The sequence below is a fragment of the Kitasatospora sp. NPDC098663 genome (assembly GCF_044760075.1).
Classification (GTDB): domain Bacteria; phylum Actinomycetota; class Actinomycetes; order Streptomycetales; family Streptomycetaceae; genus Kitasatospora.
Genome location: NZ_JBIWAP010000084.1, coordinates 1 through 16,213, shown reverse-complemented (window position 1 = coordinate 16,213; position 16,213 = coordinate 1). Strand labels below are relative to the sequence as shown.

Genomic DNA, 16,213 nt, shown 5'->3' with positions numbered 1-16,213 from the left:
GTCGGCTTCTTCGTCAACACGCTGGTGCTGCGCACCGACACCGCAGGCGACCCGGGCTTCGCCGAACTCGTCGGCCGGGTGCGGCAGAAGGCGCTGGCCGCCTACGCCCACCAGGACGTGCCGTTCGAGTACCTGGTCGAGGCCGTCAACCCCACCCGGTCGCTGGCCCACCACCCGCTGTTCCAGGTCATGCTCGGCCTGCAGAACGCCCCGGCCGGGGCGTTCACCTTGCCGGGCCTGGAGACCGCCCACCTGGAGGCCCCCACCGGCACCGCGCGGGTCGACCTGACCGTCAGCCTGGCCGAGCAGTACGGCCCGGACGGCGGCCCGGCGGGCGTGCTCGGCGCGGTCGAGTTCGCGACCGACCTGTTCGACCCGGCCACGGTGGAGCTGCTGTTCGCCCGCTGGGTACGGCTGCTGCGCGCGGCCGCCGCCGAGCCGGACCAGCCGATCGGCCGGCTCGACCTGCTGTCCGGCGAGGAACGCGGCGAACTGCTGGTCGAGTTCAACCGGACCGGCGCCGAACTGCCGCGCGCCGAACTGCCGCGCGCCGAACTGCCCGGCGCGGAACTGCCTGGCGCCGGAAGGCCCGAGGCCGCCCTGCCGGAGCTGTTCGCCCGCCGGGTGCGGGCGGTGCCGGACGCGGTCGCGGTCGTCGCGGACGGCGCCGAACTGACCTACCGGGAGCTCGACGGCCGGGCCAACCGCCTCGCCCGGGCGCTGATCGGCCAGGGCGTGCGGCCGGAGACCCCGGTCGCGGTCATGCTGGAGCGTTCCGCGGACCTCGTCGTCGCGATCCTGGCGATCGTCAAGGCCGGCGGCGTGTACGTCCCACTCGATCCGCGGTTCCCGTCCTCCCGGATCGACCTGATCCTCCGGGAGACCGGCGCGGCCCTGGTGCTCACCGAGGACGTGCTGACCGCGCTGAGCCAGGCCGAACCCGACGGGTCCGATCCACAGATCCCCTGTGATCCCCGGCAGTTGGCGTACGTGATGTACACCTCCGGTTCGACCGGCCGGCCGAAGGGCGTCGGTGTCACCCAGCGTGACGTGGTGGCGCTCGCGCTCGCCCCGTGCTGGCGCGAGGGCGGCCACGACCGGGTGCTGCTGCACTCGCCCACGGCCTTCGACGCCGCGACGTACGAGCTCTGGGCGCCGCTGCTCGGCGGCGGCACGATCGTCGTCGCACCGCCCGGCCGGCTCGACCTCGACCTGCTCGCGGGCGCGGTCGCCGAGCACGGGGTGACCGGGCTGTGGCTGACGGCCGGCCTGTTCCGGCTGGTGGCCGAGGAGCGGCCGCAGCTGCTCGCCACGGTCCGCGAGGTGTGGACCGGTGGCGACGTGGTGCCGCCGTCGGCCGTCGCCCGGGTGCTGGCGGCCTGCCCGCGCACAGCCGTGGTCAACGGCTACGGCCCGACCGAGGCCACCACCTTCGCCGCCCACCACCGGGTCCGCGCGCTCCCCGGGACCGCCGCGAGCGTGCCGATCGGCCGGCCGATGGCGAACATGCGGGCGTACGTGCTCGACGACGGGCTGCGCGCGGTGCCGGTGGGCGTGGAGGGCGAGCTGTACCTCGCCGGGGCGGGCGTGGCCCGGGGCTACCCGGGCCGGCCGGGCCTGACCGCCGAGCGGTTCGTCGCCTGCCCGTTCGAGCGGGGGGAGCGCATGTACCGCACCGGGGACCTCGTCCGCTGGCTGCCCGGCGGCGTCCTGGAGTTCGTCGGCCGCGCCGACGAGCAGGTCAAGCTGCGCGGGTTCCGGATCGAGCCCGGCGAGGTCGAGGCCCTCCTCGCCGCCTGCCCGGGCGTGGCCCAGGCGGCCGTCGTCGCCCGCGAGGACCGGCCGGGCGACAAGCGCCTGGTCGCCTACCTGGTGCCCGCCGCCGAGGGCGCGCCCGCGCCGGACGGCCTCGCCCGCCGGCTCGGTCGCGAACTGCCCGAGTACATGGTGCCGTCGGCCTTCGTCACCCTCGACGCGCTGCCGCTGACCGCCAACGGCAAGCTGGACCGGGCCGCGCTGCCCGCACCCGAGTCCGAGGCGACGGGCGCGGGCCGCGGCCCGCGCACCCCCCAGGAGCAGCTGCTGTGCTCCCTGTTCGCCGAGATCCTCGGCCGGGAGCAGGTCCACCTCGACGACAGCTTCTTCGACCTCGGGGGGCACTCGCTGCTGGCCGCCCGCCTGGTCTCGCGCATCCGCGGGACGCTGGGCGTCCCGGTGGGCCTGCGCACTCTGTTCGAGGCCCCCACCGTGGCCGGTCTGACCAGCCGGCTGGCCATGGACGACGCCGAGGACGCCTTCGACGTGGTGCTGCCGCTGCGGTCCACCGGCACCCGCCCGCCGCTGTTCTGCATTCACCCCGGCGGCGGCATCAGCTGGTCCTACTCCGGTCTGCTGAACCACATCGGCCCGGAGTACCCGGTGTACGCGATCCAGGCACGTGGTCTCGCGCACGCCGAGGCCCTGCCGACGTCGTACGAGGAGATGGCGGCCGACTACGCCGACCAGATCCGCAAGGTCCAGGCCGACGGCCCCTACCGGCTGCTCGGCTGGTCCGCCGGCGGGCTGATCGCCCACGCGATCGCCTGCGAGCTCCAGGCCCGCGGCGAGCGCACCGAACTGCTGGCGGCCCTCGACGCCTACCCGGTCAAGGACGTGGTGCTCGACGACTCCGCCGTGCCCACCGAGCGGGACGTGCTCGTCGGCATCCTGGACTGCGACCCCGCCGAACTGGGCGAGGGGCCGCTGTCCTACGCCGAGGTCGCCGAGATCCTGCGCCGTCGGGGCAGCGCCCTGGCGCACCTGGACGAGCGGCGCATCGAGGCCGTCGTCCGGATCATGATCAACAACGCCGAGCTGGCGGTCGCCCACGCCCCCGGCCGGTTCGAGGGGGACCTGCTGCTGTTCAACTCCACGATCGACCGCACCGAGGACTCGGCCGGCGCCGGCACCTGGCGCCCGTACGTCACCGGCCGGATCGACTCCCACGACATCACCACCCGCCACGACCGGATGACCCAGCCGGGCTCGCTGGCCCAGATCGGACCGATCGTGGCCGCCCGCCTCGCCGAGGTCACCGGCGACACCGCCCTTTCCCACCAGGAGGACTGACCCATGACCAACCCGTTCGACGATCAGGACGCGACCTTCCTCGTGCTCGTCAACCACGAGAACCAGCACTCGCTGTGGCCGCAGTTCGCCGACGTCCCCGAGGGCTGGACCGTCGCCCACGGCCCCGACGGCCACACCGCCTGCCTGGAGTACGTCGAGCAGTCCTGGACCGACATGCGGCCCAGGAGCCTCGCCGACGCCATGGACGCCCGGAAGTAGCGCGGCCGACGTGACCTCCACCGAAACCCTCGGAGCCGAAACGTTCGGAGCCGACACCCCGTCCGACACCCCGTCCGGCACCCCGGCCGAGGCCCGTGCCACCGCGGGCCCGGCCGGGCCCGGCGACCTCGCCGCGGCCCTGTACACGCCCGAGGCCCGCCGCGACCCGTACCCGTTCTACGCCCGCATGCGGCACGAGAGCCCGGTCCACCGCAGCGACCAGGGCATCTGGCACCTCACCCGGTACGCCCACGTCGACGCCGCCCTGAGCGACCTGCGCCTGTCGAACGACCGGGACCGGATGACCCGGGCCCTCGGCGGCCTCGGCGGCGACCTGAAGGCCCTGAGCCGGCTCACCGACCGGCTCGGCCGGGTGATGACCAACACCGACCCGCCGGACCACGCCCGGCTGCGCAAGCTGGTCAACCGGGCGTTCACCGCCCGGCGGGTCGAGGCCCTGCGGGACGGCATCCAGGCGGTCGTCGACGACCTGATCGACCGGGCCGTGGCCCAGGGCCCCGCCATGGACTTCATCGAGGCGGTCGCCTCCCCGCTGCCCCTGGCCGTCGCCTGCGAGCTGTTCGGCATCCCGCCCGAGGACCGCCCCCAGGTCAAGACCTGGTTCCGCCGGCTCGGAAACCTCACCGCCGACATCGAGCAGGCCGAGGCCGCCGTCGACCAGTACGAGGAGTACCTGTCCCGGCTCATCCGGCAGCGCCGCGACGATCCGGGCGACGACCTGATCAGCGCCCTGGTCACCACCCAGGCCACGGACGACCGGCTCACCGACTCCGAACTGCTGTCCACCTGCTTCGTCCTGATCACCGCCGGGGACGAGACCACCGCCAACCTGATCGGCAACGGCACCCTCGCCCTGCTGCGCCACCCCGACCAGCTGGCCCGGCTGCGCGAGGACCCGGGGCTGATCCGCACCGCCGTCGAGGAGCTGGCCCGCTACGACACGCCGACCCAGGCGATCGTCCGGGTCGTCGCGCAGGACGTCGAGATCGGCGGGCGGACGCTGCGCGAGGGCGAGCTGGTGTACCTGTTCCTCGGCGCCGCCAACCGCGACCAGTACCGCTTCGAGGACCCCGACCGGCTCGACCTGACGCGCGCCCGCAACCGGCACCTGACCTTCGGCACGGGCCCGCACTTCTGCCTCGGCGGACCGCTCGCCAAGCTCCAGACCGAACTGGCGATCGGCACCCTGGTCCGCAGGCTCCCCGGCCTCGCACTCGCCGACGAGACGGCCCTCGACTGGCGGCCCAACCCGTTGCAACGGCGGCTGTGCGCACTGCCGCTCACCTACTGAACGACAAGCCCGTCGAGTGACAACCCCATCGAACGACAAGCCCATCGACTGTGAAGGAGAACCGATCGTGGCCCGAGAGTTCCAGGTGCGCCGGGAACAGGACCTGCCCGCCGTACCCGACAAGGTCTGGCAGGCGATCGCCACCGGCGCCGGCAACCTCAGCTGGCTGTACCCCATGGAGGTCGAGCCGCACGTCGGCGGGACGGTCTCCCGCGGCGGCGGCACCGTCGTGGCCTGGGAACCGCCGCACCACTTCGCCGTCCGGGCGACCAGGGAGGGCGGCTTCTCGAACACCCTCAGCTACCACATCGAGCCGGCCGACGGCACGTCGAGCCACCTGCGGATGGGGATCCACTGGGTGCACGAGGGCGTCGTCGACGACGGCTGGGACACCAGGGCGGACGCGGCCGAGAAGCACGTCGACCTCTACCAGCACAGCCTCGCCCAGTACCTGGCGCACTTCGCCGACCGCACCGCCGTCTACGTCAAGGCCACCCGGCCCGGACCGACCGCCGAACCCGCCGACTTCGCCACGCTGCGCCGGCGCCTCGGCCTCGCCGACGACACGGCCGTCGGCGACCGGCTGTCACTCGACCTCCCGGGCGCGGACGGCGGCCGGGAGGAGGTGGTCGTGGACTACCTGAGCCCCGACTTCATCGGCCTGCGCGGGCCGGACACGCTGTACCGGTTCTACAACGGCAGCTCCTGGAACTGGCCGATCTGGCTGGGCCACCACCTGTTCGCCCAGGGAGCGGACGAGGAGCAGGCGACCAAGGCGTGGAACGCCTGGCTCAACGGCTCCTGACCCGCCGTACGACAGACGACCGGAGGGACCCCTGGTGGAAGAAACCCTGCTCTACGCCGCCGAACTCGTCGAGGAGGGCGGCACCTACAAGCTCGTCGTGCAGGACGTGGTCCGGGACACCGTCCAGGTCACCCCCGTCCCCAAGACCGCGGTGGACAGGCTCCCGACCTTCCTGTCGGTGCTCAGTGCCAAGCTCAACCCCGCACCGGCCCGCGGCCGCCGGTAGCACACCCCGCACCCGAGGAGGCCGGCGCCGCGCCCAGGCGCCGGCCTCCTCGGCGTTCAGCCGCTGATGCTCGGCCGGCCGTTCTCGACGTGGCCCATGAGGCGGCGGCGGAAGGACGCGTCCTCGGTGATCGCGAGGTCCAGGTCGTACCAGCCGTCGGCGGCCTCGGTGTCCCAGACGAGGGTGAGGGGTTTGCCCGTGACGACGGCGCCGGTCAGCGCTTTCGCGGTGCTGTAGTGCCGGGGCGCCACGGTGACGGTCTGGGGCGTGGCACTGGGTGACGTGATCGTCAGGGTGAGGGTGCGCTTCGGGGCGGTGGCGACGGCGCTGGCGACGGAGGTTTCGGCGGCGGCTCCGGCGGCCTTTCCGGCGAACTCGCGGCGGAATCCGTTGGGGCCGGTGAGGTAGAAGTCGTAACGTCCGTCGACCAGCGGCACGTTGGTGGCGGGCGCGGTGGTGCCGAGCACGTCGAAGTGCCGAGGAGTGCCGTAGGTGCCGGACGTGCCGACGTTGTCGTACAGGGTCAGGTGCACGGAGGCGGCGCCGGTGTTGACCGGTTGCAGGACGAACACACCCTGCCCCTGGTCCAGGGCGCCGTGGGAGTCCGGCTGGTACGGCAGCGGGCGGGCCAGACGCCGGGTGGGGTCGGTGGGTTGCGGTGGCGGGTCGCCGGTGCGGTCGAAGTCGAAGACCGAGGTGAGGTTGCCGGCCACGGTGCGTCGCCAGCGGCTGATGGCGGGCTGCCGTACGCCCAACCACTCCTCCAGGAAGCGGACTTGTGAGGTGTGGTCGAAGACCTGGGAGTTGACGTAGCCGCCCACGGTCCACGGGGAGACGACGATCATCGGTACGCGCATGCCCAGGCCGATGGGCTCCTTGCCGACGTACTCGTCGTCGACGCCCTGCGGGGGCACCGGCGGCGGCACGTGGTCGAAGAAGCCGTCGTTCTCGTCGTAGCTGATGAACAGCACGGTGGAGTCCCACATGTCCTCGTCGGAGGCGATGACGTCCAGGACCTGGCAGACGACCTCCTCACCGGTCATGGGGGCCGAACCGCCCTGGCCCGGGTGCTCCGAGTCCGCGTCCGAGGGCACCAGGTACGAGACCCGGGGGACCCTCTTCGCCGCCACGTCCTGGGCGAACGCGTAGACGAAGTCGCGGTGGTTCTTCGGGTTCTGCTTCGAGTCCGGCGGGGGCGGGCATCGGAAGAGCCCTCGGTCGTAGAGGCTCCGCTCGGCCGGCGGCAGGTAGGCGACCGCCTTGGCGAGCGCCTCCACGTCCTCCGGGCGTACGCGCTTCGGATCCCGGTAGAAGTCGTACAGGCTCAGGTAGTCGAGCTCGGCGATCTTCAGCACGGTCTGGAAGACCCGCTTGAACTCGGCGTGGAACTCCAGGTTGTTGTCGTAGTAGTTGTCCCAGCCCTGGTAGACGCGCCAGCTGATCCTGTCGGACCCGAAGGGGTCGTTGTTGACCTCCAGGATCTCGGGGTAGCTGGACCAGTTGTACCCCAGCGTCCGGTCTCCCGCGTAGGCCGCGTCGGGGTTCTCGCGGTCGTGCGCGACCGACCCGGTGACCCGCGACCCGTCGGGCTCCCAGCCGCCGAATCCGCTGAAGAGGTAGTTGCGGTTCGAGGTGGTCTCGCCCATCACCGAGCAGTGGTAGGCGTCGCAGATGGTGAACTGATCGGCCAGCGCCCGGTAGGTCCCGACGACCTCCGGCTGGTCGAAGTAGCCCATGGCGGGGGTCTTCTCGGCATCGATCCACTGGTCGTAGCGGCCGTTGTTCCACGCCTCGTGGCCGGTGGGCCAGTTGTGGGCCGCAGGCTCGGTCGTCACGTCGCCCGGGCCGAACCGGTAGGGCCTGTGGGGCCTGGAGGAGTCGTCCGGGTCGGGCTGGTCGAGGACGGTGCGGCCGCCGGTCCCGGGGAACGTGACGAGGTTGCGGTCGTCGTACCCGCGCACTCCTCGGAAGTCGCTGCCGAAGTAGTGGTCGAAGGAGCGGTTCTCCTGCATCAGGAAGACCACGTGTCGGATGGCCTTCAGGCCGCCGGGGCGGGGCTTGCGCTTGAGGGCCTTCAGCAGCGAGTCCGGCAGCGACGGAGCGCTCTGCGGGGAGTGGGGAGTGTTCACGCGTTCTCCTGGTCCGGCGTGGCGGGCGAACCGGAGGGTGCGTTCTCGGTGGCCCGGAGGTAGTCGAGGTAGACGAAGTCGCCCGTCGCGCCCTCGTTGAGGTTCGTTTCGACGCGGGTGTAGCCCGTTTCGGGAGGGATCTCCTGCGACCCGTCCTTCCAGTGCGCGACGGTGAGGTCGACGATGGGCCGGGCTGCGCCTTCCTGACGGGTGACGGCCAGGAACAGGGCCTTGTCGTGGACGTGGGTTCCCCTGTTGAGGTCGACCGGCAGCTTCTGGTAGCCGGCGGGCGGCTTCTCGTCGTCCGTCAGGACGCGGATGCCGGTGACGGGCCGGTCGTCGGCGGACCGTTCGAAGACGAGGTACAGGTAGGCGCCGCGTGCGCCCGTGTTCAGATCGACGTCGATCCACTCCCACCCGGTGGGCGTGTGGAACGGCGGATGTCGTACCGGGTCGTCGTAGGCGACCAGGACATCGACGTCTGTGACGAACCGACCCATGGGCGGGTCTCCGATCGGAGCAGGTGTACATGAGCGGGGGAGACGGGGCCGACGAACGGTTCGACGGCCCGGGGCACGTACGGGTACGTGCGACGCCCGGCCGGGGTCGGCCCGGTCGGGCGTCCAGTGCTGGGGTGCGGTGGGTCCGGTCCGGTCCGGTCCGGTGCGGTCCGGTGCGGTCCGGTGCGGTGCGGTCCGGGCACCCGAGGCGACTGTCAGCCCTTGGTGAGGCGCTCCCACTCGCTGATTTCCACGCGCCGGTGGTTGGTGCCGGAGAACACCCGGAACCGGTTCGGCTTGTCGGGTACCGCGATCACCGAGCCGACGTGGTTGAAGCCCATGGCTGAGCCTTTCCGAATTCATCTGTTCGTGTGCCGCCGAAGCCTTGCCCGGGCGGATCCGCGGCTCGGTCCCATGGCTTGCCTGCGGCGAGGAGTGCCGAGGAGGAGCACCGCGAACCACGCTAGGTCGGCCGGTCCTGGGGCGCGATGCGAAAAGTCCCGGCGACCTGCATTCCAGTGACAGGTAATTTTGCTGCGAACCTTTGGCGCGAGAAGCGCGAGAAGTCGGTCCGGCGCTTCGGGAGCCCTTGACGGCCTGCTCCGAGGCTGTCCGGGAGCGAGGACGAGCAGCCCCTCGCAGGCCGGTTCCGGGAGGCTCGACGACGGCGTTCCTTCGAGTGGACCGGTGACCGGTCGCGGCTGGGGAGGGCGGCTGACACCCCGCCCGGCCGGCTGCGGCGACGCGGCCGTCGAGGCGCGGGGGCGCGTGGGCGCGGGGCGCGGGGGCACGGGATGGGGTGTGGGGCGGGGATGGCTTGAGTCGAACGTGATTCATATGATGGAAAGCCAGTAATTGTTTTGCCGGTGTCATGATCCTCGGAGGGCGCCCCGGACCAAGGTGCGCCCATGGAACCGGGCCGGTCTCCGGATTCGCTCCGGTCCTCGGGCTTGATTCAGGGAGTATCATGCGCGGCACCGTGCTCGCCGACCGCTACCGGCTGGTGGACCTGCTGGGCGGCGGGTCGATGGGCGACGTGTGGCTCGCCGAGGACGAGGTCCTGGGCCGCCGGGTCGCGGTCAAGGTGGTGAAGCCGGCCCTGCTGGACGAATCCGGCTTCGCCGAACGCTTCCACGCCGAGGCCCGCGTCATGGCACAGCTGCGCCACCCGGGCATCGTCGGGGTGTACGACTACGGGCACAGCGCCGTGGACGGGCGGCCCTCGGTCGGCTACCTGGTCATGGAGCTGATCGACGGGCAACCGCTGAGCGCCGTGCTGGAACGCCGCGGCGCGCTGCCGGTGGAGGAGACCCTCCGGATGGCACTCCAGGTGCTGGAGGCGTTGGAGGCCGCGCACGAGTCCGAGGTGGTCCACCGGGACATCAAACCGGCCAACCTGATGGTCCGCGGCGACCGGACGGTGATCGCGGACTTCGGCATCGCCCGGCCCGGCTGCGACGCCCGGCTGACCGTACCGGGCATGGTGCTCGGCACCGCCGCCTACCAGGCGCCGGAACAGGCCTCCACCGGGACGGTCACCGCCTCGGCGGACCTCTACGCACTCGGCGTCGTCCTCTACGAATGCCTCGCCGGCAAGCTCCCCTTCGACGGGGAGACCGCCCTCGAACTGATCCTCAAGCACCTGACGGAGCCCGTGCCGCCGCTTCCGGAGGACGTGCCCGCGCCGGTGTGGGCGCTGGTCGAGCGGGCGATGGCCAAGGATCCCGGCGAGCGCTGGCCCGACGCGGCGACGATGGCCGCGGCGGTACGGGACGCCCTCGCACCGGCCGAGGAGACGGCGCCGCCGGCTCCGGTCGGGCCCCGGCCGGTCGCCGGACGCGCACCGTGGGCCAGGTTCCGCCTGCGCGGGCTGATCGGGGTGACGGCGCTGTCGCTGCTCTGCGTGGTCGGGGCCTCCGGAGCGACGGTGATCCGGTCCGACGAGGACGACGCTCCGGACGCCGCCGCCGTCGCGGGCCCGGTGGCCGGCCTCTCGGGCCCGGCCGTTTCCGCTGCGGTGGCAGCCGACCGCCAACCCGCCGGACAGCAGCCCGCCGAGCCGACGACCCCGGTGCCGTCGGCCGGCCCGGAAGCGGGCGGGAGCCCCACGCCCGGCGCCGAGCCCGAGCCGGTCGCCGGGCGGACCACCGCCGGGCCCGTCCCGCCCGGTGTGCCGGCTCCGGCCTCCGGCGCGCCCACCGCCGGCCAGAACCCCGCCCCGTCCGCGCCGACCTCCGCCTCCCCGTCCCAGCCCGGTGTGCCGGCTCCGGCCTCCACGGCGCCCACCGCCGGCCAGAACCCGGCCCCGCCCGCGCCGACCTCCGCCGTCCCGTCCCCGCCCGCCTCCCACGAACCGCCCACGCCGACGCCGTCCGCGACGTCGGCGCCGCCCACGCCGCCGACGCCGTCCACGCCGGAGCCGAAACCGCAGCCGCAGCTGCCCTCCCAGGCACAGATCACCAGCGTCGGCGTCGCGCTGGACAACTCCTACTCCGGGGACAGGAACGGCAACCAGGTCGGCACCTTCATCATCAACGGCACGCCGGCCCAGCAGTGGCGGCTGGAAAAGGTCTTCGAGGGGAAGTACTTCCTGCGCAACGCCTCCAGCAACTACACCAAGGTGCTGGATCTGGACACGGGCGACGGGCGCGTGCAGATCTGGACGAGCCCGCCGTACAACGACAACCAGCTCTGGTCCTTCACGCCGGTTCCGGGCGGCTACCAGATCGTCAACGGCGCCACCAAGGGTTGCCTGACGTCGGACGGAGCCGGTTACTACGTCAGGGTGGCGGACTGCTCGAAAGCGGAGAACCAGGTGTGGGCGCTGTCCTGAGCCGTCGGACCGGTAGCCGAACACCCCCGGGGCGAGGGGAGGATCAGGCCGGCAGCCAGGACGGCCACTGCCGGCGGGGCCGGTCGGCGGCCCCGCCGAGGCCGATCAGGGCGCGCAGCCGGTCGGCTTCGGGGGAGCCGATGGAGGCCAGGATGCCGTAGGCCTCCGATCGGCACGCCCGGGCCGCGTCCGCTGCGGCGCCGCGGTCGGCGAGCGCGTCACCGAGCGCCGCCAGGGCCAGCCCCCGCCCCCGGCGGTCGCCGTCGAGCGTCAGCACCTCGACCGCCCGGTCGGCCGCCTCCACCGCCTCGTCGCCGCGGCCGACGGCTCGCAGCGACTCGGTGAGCCGCAGGAGCGTGCGGCCCGTCCGGCGCCGGTCGTCCGGCCGCAGCAGGGCGAGGGCGCCGCGGTGGTGGCGCAGGGCCTGCTCGAACTCGCCGCGATCGTGGGCGATCGTCCCCAACGAGTCGAGGGCGAGCGCCTGGAGCTCGTGGTCGGCGAGCTGGTGGCAGATCAGCAGGGACTGGTCGACGACGCGGACCGCCGCCTCGGGCCGGCCGAGCTCGGTGAACGCACCGGCCAGGTTCAGCAGTTCGCCCGCCACCGAGCGCCGGTCGCCGAGCCGCTCCCAGACCGCGATCGCCGCCGCGAAGCCGTCGACCGCGTCGCCCGGCCGGCCGACCTGGACGAACAGGGCGGCCAGGGAGGCGTGGGCCAGGGCGAGCAGCGGCCCCGGCAGGCCGTGGGCGATGCACAGGTCGCGGGACCTGATCAGCTCGCCGAGGGCCGCGGGTTCGGAGCCGACCTCGGTCAGCAGCCGGCCGAGCACCAGCCGGGCCCTGACCTCGGCCGTTCGGTCGCCCTGCCGGACGGCTGCCTGGAGCAGGACCTTGGCCGCGTGCCCCAGCGGCCGGGCGGCCTGGCCGGTCTCGCACAACAGGCTTCCCCCGAGCAGCAGTTCGGCCACCAGATCGAGCCGGGGCGGCTGGGGGAGCCCGGCGTACTGGCCGACCAGGGCGCCGATGCCCTGGTACTCGCCGCGGCCGCGGGCCACCGCGCGGCAGTCGGGGGCGTACGGTGCACCGGCGCCGGTCAGGGCCGCGCGGGTGGCGGTCGGGCCGAGGGCCGCGACGGTCTCGGCGTGCTGGCGGATCACCAGGCGGGTGAGGACGGCGGCCGGGTGGTCCGCCTCCGGGGCCGAGCCCGCGCCGGCCTCGACGTCGGCCGCTGTCTCTGGGACGAGCCGCTGGGCGAAGGCGCGCAGCAGGTCGTGGTAGCGGTAGCGGTCCGGCGGCGCGGTCTCCAGCATCGAGCAGTCGACCAGCGACTCGGCCAGCTCCTCGGCCTCGTGCTCGGGCAGGTCGAGCACCGCCGCGACCGCGCCCGGCGACAGGTCGGGCACGTCCGGCACGGCCAGCAGGCAGAAGGCCCGGGCCTGGTCGGGCGTCAGCTGGTCGTAGCCGAAGCGGAACGCCGACTCGACGGCGAGGTCCTCCGTGCGCAGCACATCCAGCCGGCGGCGGTTCTCGGACAGCTTGTCGAGCAGCCGGGCCATGGTCCAGCCCGGTCGGCAGGAGAGGCGGGCGGCGAGGATGCGCACGGCCAACGGGAGGTGGCCGCAGAGCCGCACGAGCTCCCTGGCCGTGTCCGCCTCGGCCCGCAGCCGCTGCCCGCCGACCACCTGGCCGAGCAGGTCGAGGGCCTCCTCCGGGGCGAAGGCCGGCAGCTCGACGACGTGCGCGTTGGGAAGCGAACCGAGCCGGGCCCGGCTGGTGACGAGCACGGCGCAGCCGGGCCGGCCGGGCAGCAGCGGCCTGATCTGCTCGGCGTCCCGGGCGTTGTCGAGGACCGTCAGCACGCGTCGGCCGGAGAGCAGCGAGCGGAACTGGGCGGAGCGTTCGGGGAGCCCGGCGGGCAGCGCCTCCGCCGGCACGCCGAGGGCGCGGAGGAAGGCGCCCAGCACCTCCTCGGGCGGAGTCGGGCGGCCGTCGGCCCCGTGCAGGTCGACGTAGAGCTGGCCGTCGGGGAAGTCGGCGGCCAGCCCGTGCGCGACATGGACGGCCAGGGCCGTCTTGCCCATGCCGCCCAGGCCCGACACCGTCGCCACGGGCACGGTGCGGGGCGCGAGCAGGACGGCCCGCACCGCTTCCGTCTGCGCCTCGCGGCCGGTGAAGTCGGCGAGGTCGGCCGGTACCTGGGTCGGCCGGATCGGCGCGTGGTACGGCGGGCGGGCCGTGGTGGTGCTGTCGGGCCGGGGCGGCGCGGGCGCCACGAGGGCGGCGTCGGCCACCAGGATCCGGCGCTGCAACTCGCGCAGACCGGGCCCGGCGGCGACGCCGAGCTGAGCCCGCAACCGCCGGTCCGTCTCGCGGTAGACGCTCAGGGCCTCGGCCTGCCGTCCGGCCCGGTAGAGGGCGAGCATCAGCAGCTCGGAGAACCGTTCCCTGAGCGGGTGTTCGGCCGCGACCGCGGTCAGTTCGGCGACGGCCTCGCCGGACGGTCCGGCCTCGATCTCGGCCTCCAGACACGACTCCAGGACGGTCACCCGGCGTTCGGTCCACTCGCCGCGCTGCCGCTCGGCATAGGGGCCGGAGAGTCCGGACATCGGCTCGCCCTGCCAGAGGGCCAGCGCCAGGCGCAGCGCGGCGGCGGCGCGAGCGTGCTCCCCGGCGCCGCTGAGCTCCTTCGCCGTGCCGACGAGCTCCTCGCAGCGGTGGGTGTCCAGCTCCCCGGGATCCACGGTGAGCAGGTAGCCCCCGCTGAGCGAGGTCAGCGGGGCGGGCCCGAGGACGCGGCGCAGGCGGTGGACGTACGTCCGGATCACGGCCATGGGCTTGGCGGGCGGCTCCTCGCCCCACAGGTCGTCGACGAGTTGACCGGTCGACACGGGGTGGTTGGCCCTCAGCAGCAGCGAGAGCAGCAGGTTCCGCTGCTGCGGCGACCCGAGTGCGAGCTCGCCGCCGTCCCGCCACCCCCGTATCGGTCCCAGCACCGTGAACCGCAACCCACCCACCGACCGTTCCCCTCTGCCTGCAAACGAACCCCCGGGCGCATGATACCGACCGCATCACCGCTGGCCGGGGCTGCTTCTCACGGGGTCGGCCGCGGGCAGACGCGGGTGTCCGCAGGGGGCAGCCGACGCGGCAGCGGTGAAAAGAAAAAGAAGGTGCCCCGCCCGCGCGACATGCTGACGCCTTACGTAGTCATGAGGGGTATGCACGGGGATCACAGGACAAGGGAACAGGCGGGAACCGAGTGAAATCAGCACAGGAGGATGAGTACCTGGCGTTCGTGGCGGCGAGGGCGAAGGCGCTGTACCGCTCCGCGTACGTCCTCGCGGCCGGCGACGCACATCTTGCCGAGGACCTGGTCCAGGAGACCCTCAGCCGGGTGTACGTGCACTGGAAGCGGGTGGCCAAGGCGGACAACCCGGCCGCCTACGCCCAGACGGTCCTGGTCCGCACCTTCCTCAGCCTGCGGCGTCGACGGAGCAGCGGCGAGCGTCCCACCGGGACCATGCCCGACAGCGCGGCGGCCGGCCCGGACACCGCGCTGCGGCTCACCCTGCTGGACGCGCTCGGCCAACTGCCGCCCCGCGACCGGGCGGTGCTGCTGCTGCGCTACTGGGAGGACCGCAGCATCGAGGAGACCGCCCGGATGCTCAAGCTGAGCAGCAGCGCGGTCCGCTCCCAGGGCACCCGGGCGCTCGGCAGGGTGCGTGCCCTGCTCGGCGACAGCCTGTCCGACCTGGTTCCGCACTGAGCACCGTTGCGCGCAGGTCGAAACCGCCACGAAGCCCCCATCAGCGACAGAAACAGGTGACGCCAGCATGCCGTTCGAAGCAGACCTCGCACACGCCCTGGACCGCACGACCGACTCCCTCGAACCAGACCTCACCACGCTCATGCGCGGAGCCGTCCAGCGCGGGCGGATCCGCCGGCGTCGGCGCACGGCCGGCGTCATCGCCGGGGTCGGTGCCTGCACCGCGATCGCGGCCGTCGGCCTGGTGATCCCCGAGGTGTTCGCCGGGATGCACTCCGGAGGATCCGACATCAGGGTGTCGGCGATGGCGATGCCGCGTTCCGCGATCACCGACACCCAGATGATCCAGGCCCTGGAGGCGACGTTCCCCGGGGGCCGGTTCAGCGCGGAGAGCGGGCAGAGCAACAACCCCTCGGATCCGTCCGCCGGGCGCGTCGCCAACGGCGAACTGGTCCTCGACGACGGTCACGGCGCCGCCTTCGTCGGCGTCTCCGCCCTGCGGCTCCCGCTGCCGCTCAAGGATGGCGACGGGCTGAGCTGCGAGTGGCAGCCCAAGAAGGACGGCGACACCTGCAAGATGACCGAGCTGCCGAGCAGCGCCGAGGTTCCCGGCGGGGCCCTGGTGATGTTCCAGCAGAACGCGGACGCGCACCCGGTCCGTCCCGACACCGCCCGCCGCTGGACGGTGACGGTGACCCTGAAGTCGACCGGCGCGCAGCTTCGGATGGTGCAGTGGAACAGCACCGGCGGCGGCACTGGCGCCGAGACGCCGAAGCCGACCCGTCCCGCTCCTCCGCTGACCGAGCAGCAGGCGGTGGCCGCACTCACCGGTGCCGCCTGGGCGCCGATCCTCGGCGCCGTCGGCTGACCCCGCGCGTCGCGTTCGCAGGGGTTGCGCCGGCCGAGGTCGAGCACGGTCTGTCCGTGCTCGCCTTGGCGGGCGCGTCCCGGGCTGGGCATTTGTTTCGGGCGCCGAGTAGGGGTACTGTCAGCCAGTCGCTCGGCAGGGAGCACCGGACACGCATCGGCGCGGACGGTCCCGGGGCGGCCAATCCTTTCGAAACACCACGTCCCGGTTCGGGCCGGGTCGGCTCGCCATATGCGGGCGAGGCTCGGTGTGTATATCGGTGTGTTCGTTTTATTGGATTGCGGCCGATTCGCTTTTCGGAGTGGGGATCGGCTAGAGTTTGGAACGTCGGACGGGGCGTCAAGCCGCAGAAGACACCAGCGAGTTGGATGAACGAAGCGCCGGAAACGGGGCGGAAAACATCTGGTAAGCTGGGAACACGAAAGAACGAAGCGCCCGGAGGGCCCGCTGG

At 73.0% G+C, this 16,213-nt stretch carries 12 protein-coding genes; 8 read left to right on the top strand and 4 right to left on the bottom strand.

Going from position 1 to position 16,213, the window contains the following annotated elements:
- From ACIQVZ_RS40855 to ACIQVZ_RS40835, 5 genes are all read left to right on the top strand, one after another.
- Positions 1-3,108 (top strand): amino acid adenylation domain-containing protein (locus tag ACIQVZ_RS40855; RefSeq protein WP_402457800.1); only part of this gene is annotated, 3,108 nt, incomplete at its 5' end.
- Between the two features lie 3 nt (positions 3,109-3,111).
- Positions 3,112-3,327, top strand: coding sequence for an MbtH family protein (locus ACIQVZ_RS40850; RefSeq protein ID WP_350887397.1), 216 nt, complete (start codon positions 3,112-3,114; stop codon positions 3,325-3,327).
- A 10-nt stretch (positions 3,328-3,337) separates the two neighbouring features.
- Complete coding sequence (locus ACIQVZ_RS40845; protein ID WP_402457797.1) at positions 3,338-4,639, top strand: cytochrome P450; 1,302 nt, start codon at positions 3,338-3,340, stop codon at positions 4,637-4,639.
- 67 nt (positions 4,640-4,706) lie between these two features.
- A complete protein-coding gene (locus ACIQVZ_RS40840; RefSeq protein WP_350887401.1) occupies positions 4,707-5,444 on the top strand; it encodes an SRPBCC domain-containing protein in 738 nt (245 codons plus the stop codon).
- Between the two features lie 34 nt (positions 5,445-5,478).
- Positions 5,479-5,670 (top strand): hypothetical protein, encoded by a 192-nt coding sequence (locus tag ACIQVZ_RS40835; RefSeq protein ID WP_244293816.1) that lies wholly within the window; start codon positions 5,479-5,481, stop codon positions 5,668-5,670.
- 56 nt (positions 5,671-5,726) lie between these two features.
- Here the strand turns inward: ACIQVZ_RS40835 and ACIQVZ_RS40830 are convergent, their stop codons facing one another.
- From ACIQVZ_RS40830 to ACIQVZ_RS40820, 3 genes are all read right to left on the bottom strand, one after another.
- Positions 5,727-7,799 (bottom strand): alkaline phosphatase family protein, encoded by a 2,073-nt coding sequence (locus ACIQVZ_RS40830; protein WP_402457793.1) that lies wholly within the window; start codon positions 7,797-7,799, stop codon positions 5,727-5,729.
- Positions 7,796-8,299, bottom strand: coding sequence for a hypothetical protein (locus tag ACIQVZ_RS40825; RefSeq protein ID WP_402457791.1), 504 nt, complete (start codon positions 8,297-8,299; stop codon positions 7,796-7,798). The genes ACIQVZ_RS40830 and ACIQVZ_RS40825 overlap by 4 nt, the downstream gene beginning before the upstream one ends.
- Positions 8,300-8,514: 215 nt before the next feature.
- Positions 8,515-8,640, bottom strand: coding sequence for a hypothetical protein (locus ACIQVZ_RS40820; RefSeq protein ID WP_402457789.1), 126 nt, complete (start codon positions 8,638-8,640; stop codon positions 8,515-8,517).
- A gap of 626 nt (positions 8,641-9,266) precedes the next feature.
- On the opposite strand from ACIQVZ_RS40820, the gene ACIQVZ_RS40815 reads away from it, so the two are divergent.
- A complete protein-coding gene (locus tag ACIQVZ_RS40815; protein ID WP_402457787.1) occupies positions 9,267-11,132 on the top strand; it encodes a protein kinase in 1,866 nt (621 codons plus the stop codon).
- 43 nt (positions 11,133-11,175) lie between these two features.
- Here ACIQVZ_RS40815 and ACIQVZ_RS40810 read toward each other — a convergent pair whose 3' ends face one another.
- Positions 11,176-14,124 carry an AfsR/SARP family transcriptional regulator gene (locus tag ACIQVZ_RS40810; RefSeq protein ID WP_402457784.1) on the bottom strand — a complete coding sequence of 983 codons (2,949 nt, stop codon included), beginning with the start codon at positions 14,122-14,124 and terminating at the stop codon, positions 11,176-11,178.
- Positions 14,125-14,387: 263 nt separating this feature from the next.
- Between ACIQVZ_RS40810 and ACIQVZ_RS40805 the strand changes: the two genes are divergently transcribed.
- Positions 14,388-14,894, top strand: coding sequence for a SigE family RNA polymerase sigma factor (locus ACIQVZ_RS40805; RefSeq protein WP_350887417.1), 507 nt, complete (start codon positions 14,388-14,390; stop codon positions 14,892-14,894).
- Between the two features lie 67 nt (positions 14,895-14,961).
- Complete coding sequence (locus ACIQVZ_RS40800; RefSeq protein ID WP_402457781.1) at positions 14,962-15,762, top strand: hypothetical protein; 801 nt, start codon at positions 14,962-14,964, stop codon at positions 15,760-15,762.
- The last annotated feature ends 451 nt before the right edge of the window (positions 15,763-16,213 follow it).

Excerpts from the sequence above, each read along its gene's own strand:
- ACIQVZ_RS40820 (WP_402457789.1), bottom strand. The coding sequence starts at position 8,640 with ATGGGCTTCAACCACGTCGGCTCGGTGATCGCGGTACCCGACAAGCCG.
- ACIQVZ_RS40800 (WP_402457781.1), top strand. The coding sequence starts at position 14,962 with ATGCCGTTCGAAGCAGACCTCGCACACGCCCTGGACCGCACGACCGAC.
- ACIQVZ_RS40850 (WP_350887397.1), top strand. The coding sequence starts at position 3,112 with ATGACCAACCCGTTCGACGATCAGGACGCGACCTTCCTCGTGCTCGTC.
- ACIQVZ_RS40825 (WP_402457791.1), bottom strand. The coding sequence starts at position 8,299 with ATGGGTCGGTTCGTCACAGACGTCGATGTCCTGGTCGCCTACGACGAC.
- ACIQVZ_RS40815 (WP_402457787.1), top strand. The coding sequence starts at position 9,267 with ATGCGCGGCACCGTGCTCGCCGACCGCTACCGGCTGGTGGACCTGCTG.